At 64.0% G+C, this 5104-nt stretch carries 7 protein-coding genes; 4 read left to right on the top strand and 3 right to left on the bottom strand.

Features of this window, described 5'->3' with window-relative positions:
• Positions 1-16: 16 nt before the first annotated feature.
• The 3 genes from HLUSI_RS0121240 to HLUSI_RS0121230 are packed head-to-tail and all read right to left on the bottom strand — an operon-like array spanning position 17 to position 2354.
• On the bottom strand, positions 17-1057 hold the full coding sequence (locus HLUSI_RS0121240) for an alpha/beta fold hydrolase (RefSeq protein ID WP_016835866.1): 1041 nt from the start codon (positions 1055-1057) through the stop codon (positions 17-19).
• 41 nt (positions 1058-1098) lie between these two features.
• Positions 1099-1623, bottom strand: a complete 525-nt coding sequence (locus HLUSI_RS0121235; RefSeq protein WP_016835865.1) for a thioredoxin family protein — start codon at positions 1621-1623, stop codon at positions 1099-1101.
• Between the two features lie 11 nt (positions 1624-1634).
• Positions 1635-2354, bottom strand: coding sequence for a cytochrome c biogenesis CcdA family protein (locus HLUSI_RS0121230; protein ID WP_029363854.1), 720 nt, complete (start codon positions 2352-2354; stop codon positions 1635-1637).
• 195 nt (positions 2355-2549) lie between these two features.
• Between HLUSI_RS0121230 and HLUSI_RS0121225 the strand changes: the two genes are divergently transcribed.
• The 4 genes from HLUSI_RS0121225 to HLUSI_RS0121210 all read left to right on the top strand — a co-directional run.
• Positions 2550-2921: a GFA family protein gene (locus HLUSI_RS0121225; protein WP_016835863.1), complete on the top strand. Its 372-nt coding sequence runs from the start codon at positions 2550-2552 to the stop codon at positions 2919-2921.
• Complete coding sequence (locus tag HLUSI_RS33005) at positions 2918-3061, top strand: hypothetical protein (protein ID WP_016835862.1); 144 nt, start codon at positions 2918-2920, stop codon at positions 3059-3061. The genes HLUSI_RS0121225 and HLUSI_RS33005 overlap by 4 nt, the downstream gene beginning before the upstream one ends.
• A gap of 7 nt (positions 3062-3068) precedes the next feature.
• Positions 3069-3809: a response regulator gene (locus HLUSI_RS0121215; RefSeq protein ID WP_016835861.1), complete on the top strand. Its 741-nt coding sequence runs from the start codon at positions 3069-3071 to the stop codon at positions 3807-3809.
• A partial coding sequence (locus HLUSI_RS0121210; RefSeq protein ID WP_016835860.1) for an ATP-binding protein occupies positions 3806-5104 on the top strand: 1299 nt, incomplete at its 3' end. The genes HLUSI_RS0121215 and HLUSI_RS0121210, both read left to right, overlap by 4 nt.

The raw sequence follows: 5104 nt of genomic DNA, 5'->3' as shown, positions 1-5104 counted from the left end.
ACAAACCCAAAAATTTTTATAGCTTCGTCACCGCCAGCACGGCATTGGCGAATTCCTGCGGCGCCTCTTGCGGCAGGTTATGGCCGATGCCGCCGCTGAGGTTGCGGTGCTCATACTTGCCTGCAAACTTGTTGCGGTACAAGGCCGGCGGCAGGAATGGTGCGCCGTTGGCGTCGCCTTCCATCGTGATGGTCGGGATGCCGATCACCGGCAGGTCGGCAAGACGGCGTTCCAGCGCGTCGTACTTGCGTTCGCCGTCGGCCAGGCCGAGGCGCCAGCGGTAGTTGTGAACGACGATGGCGACGTAGTCGGGATTGTCGAACGAGGCGGCGCTGCGATTGAAGGTGGCGGCGTCGAAATTCCATTTCGGCGAAGCCGTCTTCCAGATCAGTTCGGCGAACTCGCGACGGTACTGCGTATAACCGGCCACGCCGCGTTCGGTAGTGAGATAGAACTGATACCACCAGTCGAACTCCGCCTTGGGCGGCAGCGGCTTCTTGGCCGTCGCCAGGTTGGTCATCAGATAGCCGCTCACCGACACCAGCGCCTGGCAACGTTGCGGCCACAGCGCCGCCATGATGCAGGCGGTGCGCGCACCCCAGTCGAAACCGGCGATGACCGCCGACGGAATGCGCAGGGCATCCATGAGCGTGATGATGTCCTGCGCCACCGCCGATTGCTGCGCATTGCGCTGCGCGTCGGCTGACAGGAAGCGGGTGCTGCCGTGACCGCGCAAGTGCGGCACGATCACGCGATGGCCGGCGGCGGCCAGCAGCGGCGCGACGTCGACGAAGCTGTGGATGTCATACGGCCAGCCATGCAGCAGGATGACCGGCTTGCCATTGGCCGGGCCGAGTTCGGCGTAACCGATGTTAAGCACGCCAGCGTCGATCTGCCTGATCGAGGTGAAACCGGCTGCCGCTGCTGACGAAGATGCAGCTCCGGCGGCAATTGTCTGCGCATTGGCGAGTGCGCTGAAGCCCAGTTGAGCGGTAGCGACGGTGGCTGCGGCGGCGCCGAAGAAACGGCGGCGGCGTTGATCGATCTGGTCGGACATTGTTTTCTCCTTGTTTGGTTATTGCTGCGTGGTGTGGGGTGTTACTGCGGCTGCACCAGCAGGTTCTTGATGGCGGCTTCGGTCTGCGCATACTGGCCTTCGCCGAAATGCGTGTAGACCACCTGGCCCTTCTTGTCGATCAGGTAGAAGGCTGGCCAGTACTGGTTGTTGTAGGCGCTCCAGGTGGCGTAGCGGTTGTCCTGCGCGACCGGGTAAGTGATGCCGAAGCGCTTGATGGCGGTCTTGACGTTGTCGGTGCTGCGTTCGAACGGATACTCCGGCGTGTGTACGCCGACCACCACCAGGCCCTGGTCCTTGTACTTCTGGTGCCAGGATTTGACGTAGGGCAGGGTATTGATGCAGTTGATGCAGGTGTAGGTCCAGAAGTCGATCAGCACCACCTTGCCGCGCAGTTGTTGCATGGTCAGCGGTTCGCTGTTGAGCCATTTGTCGATGCCGGTGAATTCAGGCGCGGCGACGCTCTTGCCGAGCGCGCCGGCCGAAGCGGTGGTGGAAGCGGCGGCGAGTACAGTCAGGGCGGCAAAAGTCTTGAGTCGGGAAAGCATGGTGAATCCTTTCAATTGGAAGAAGAAAACAGGGAGGACAAGGAGGCGCTGATCAGCACGTCGTATTGCAGGTAGATCGCCAGCGCGGTCAGCATCACCAGTACGCCGAACAGCTGTTGCAGGCGCTGGGAGTGGCGCGACACCATGCGTACATGACGACTGATGTACTGGCCGCCGTAAAGAATCGCCAGCATCGGAATCGCGGCGCCGATGGCGTACATCAGCAACAGCAGGGCCGACCAGCCGAGGTCTTGCGCCTTCACCACCAGCACCAGGATCGAAGCCAGGACGGGACCGGCGCAAGGCGTCCAGACCGCGCCCAGCGACATGCCGAGGACGAAACCGCCGGTATTGCCGGCATGCACCTTGGGTACGCCGCGTGCGGCATGCATGCGTTGCAGCGGCGCCTGCAAATGCGCCACCAGCCATTCATACGGGCGCGGCCACAGGCGCAGCAGGCCGGACAGCGCCAGCAGCGCGATAGCGGTATTGCGCAAGGCTTCCTGCGCCACGTGCACGGTGCCCGACACCGCGCCCAGCAGCATGGCGAAGGCCGAGAAGCTCAGGATGAAGCCGGCGATGATGAACAGCGGGCGGGTGCGGTTGGGTGACTTGCCCGGCTCCGTGACCGCGCTGCCCAGCAAGATCGGCAGCACCGGCAGCACGCACGGGGAAGCGATGGTCAGCAGGCCGGCCAGCAGGGCAAAGGGCGTTTCGAGGAAGCTGTGCATGGCGATTTCCAATGTGGGTTGCGATGACCGTATTGGAACGCCCGCACGTATCTGGCTTGTGTCTGCAACAGCACACGGGTGCAATGTTTTGTGTAGGTAGTTGCGCCGGATACATTGGGACACAAATCATCCCGGGATTTGTTTTCGCATTGGTTTATAAATGCAATCATTGCCAACCACCTGAAGGAGAAAAACATGACCGCCGGACTCTACAAAGGCTCCTGCCACTGCGGCGCCGTCCATTTTGAAGTTCGCACCGCGCTGACGCCGGCCGGGCGCTGCAACTGCAGCCTGTGCCGTCGCAAGGGCGCATTGATGACGCCGATGATCGACGTCGCCGACGTCAGGATCGTCAGCGGCGAAGAATCGCTGACGCTGTACCAGTTCAACACCCGGACCGCAAAGCACTATTTCTGCAAGCACTGCGGCATCTATCCATTCCACCAGACCCGCAAGGCGCCCAATCTCTGGCGCGCCAATATCGGCTGCCTCGAAGGCGTCGATCCGTATGCACTGGAAGCCGGCGTGGCCGATGGCGCCAGTTTGTCCGTGCTGGAGGATGCGTGAAGACTCTGCGGCGCTTTCTGGCGATCTTCGCGTTCCTGGCCGGCGGGTTTGCAGCCGAGCTGGCCAAGCCCGTGTATTGCTCGCTGCTCAACGTGGCCGGTACAGACCGGGTGAGCCGGCGAAAACGCGCTAAGGTATGATCGCCGCATGGAAAACCAAGACCATATCCTGATCGTCGACGACGACCGCGGCATCCGCGAACTGCTGGCCGCCTACCTCGAGAAAAACGGCATGCGCGTGTCGCTGGCCGCCAACGGGCGCCAGATGCGCGCGGTGCTGGAGCAGGGCGCGCCGGACCTGATCGTGCTCGACCTGATGCTGCCCGGCGAAGACGGCCTGGTGCTGTGCCGCGAATTGCGCGTCGGAAAATTCAAGGCCGTGCCGGTGCTGATGCTGACCGCGCGCAGCGAAGAAACCGACCGCATCGTCGGCCTCGAAATGGGCGCCGACGACTACCTCACCAAGCCCTTCGCAGTGCGCGAACTGATGGCGCGGATCCGCTCGGTGCTGCGTCGCGCGCGCATGCTGCCGCCCAACATGCAGGTCACGGAAGCGGTCCAGATGCTCGGCTTCGGCGACTGGCGGCTGGACACCACGGCGCGTCACCTGCTGGACCGGGACGGCACCATGGTGGCGCTGAGCGGCGCCGAATACCGCCTGCTTCGCGTGTTCCTCGACCATCCGCAACGCGTGCTCACGCGCGACCAGCTGCTCAACCTGACGCAGGGACGCGCATCGGATCCTTTCGACCGTTCCATCGACCTGCTGGTGAGCCGCCTGCGCCAGCGCCTGCTGGACGGCGCGCGCGAGCCGCGCTACATCAAGACGCTGCGCAATGAAGGCTATGTCTTCTCCGCGGCCGTCACACTGATCGAAGGCGAGCAATGACATTTTTCGTACTGCGCTGGCCGCGCACGCTGTTCGCCCGGCTGGCGCTGATCCTTTGCATCGGCCTGGTGCTGGCGCAGACGCTGTCGTTCTGGCTGACGCTGACCGAGCGCGACCAGGCCACCACCAACGTCATGATGGGCTACATCGAACGCGAAGCGGCCAGCTCCGTCGCGCTGCTCGATCATCTGCCGCCGGCCGAACGGGCGCAATGGCTGCCGCGCCTGGCGCGCCGCAGTTACGAATTCATTCTCGGCCCCGGCATCACCGGCACGCCTCCCGATGCGCGCCTGTCGAAGATGGTGGCGAAGTCGATCGCCGACGGCATCGGCACCGAATACGCACTGACCGTCAACGCCGTGCCCGGCGACAAGGAGCGCATGCAAGTGCATCTGAAGTTGACTGACGGTACGCCGCTGACCATCGACTTGCGCCCCATGTCCGGTGTACCGATGTCGCCGTGGCTGCCGCTGGTGCTGGTCTTGCAGCTGATCGTGCTGGCGGCGTGCTGCTGGCTGGCGGTGCGGCTGGCGACGCGGCCGCTGCATGCGCTGGCAGCTGCAGCGGACACGCTCGGCCCCGATCTCAAGGCGGCGCGTTTGCCGGAAGACGGCCCCTCTGAAGTTGCCCGCGCAGCCAAGGCCTTCAACGCCATGCAGGACCGCATCGCTACCTACATGACCGAGCGCATGCAAATCCTGGCGGCGATTTCACACGACTTGCAGACGCCGATCACGCGCATGCGCTTGCGCGTCGACGTGATGGATGAAGGACCGCAACACGCCAAGCTGCAACAGGATCTGCAGGAGATGGAGACGCTGGTCAAGGAAGGCGTGGCCTATGCGCGCACCTTGCATGGCGCAGCGGAAGCGCCGATCCGCATCGATCCCGACGCGCTCCTCGACAGCCTGGTGTGCGACTACGTCGACGCCGGTAATGAAGTGTCGCTGCACGGCGCCGTCGGCGCGGCGCTGGTGACGCGTCCGCAGGCCCTCAAGCGCATCCTCGGCAACCTGGTCGACAACGCGCTCAAGTTCGGCGGCGCGGCGGAGCTGGAAGTCAGCGCGCAAGCCGATGGAGTGGTGAGCATTGCCGTGCTCGACCGCGGTCCCGGCATCCCGGCCGAGTCGCTCGACGCAGTGTTCGAACCCTTCGTGCGCTTGGAGACTTCACGCAATCGCAACACCGGCGGCACCGGGCTCGGACTGGCGATCGCCCGCCAGCTGACGCTGGCGATGGATGCGAAGCTGTCATTGCATAACCGCACCGGCGGCGGACTGGAAGCGCGCCTGACG

This window comes from Herbaspirillum lusitanum P6-12, assembly GCF_000256565.1.
Lineage (GTDB): Bacteria > Pseudomonadota > Gammaproteobacteria > Burkholderiales > Burkholderiaceae_D > Herbaspirillum > Herbaspirillum lusitanum.
This window is presented reverse-complemented; position numbering and strand designations above follow the sequence as displayed.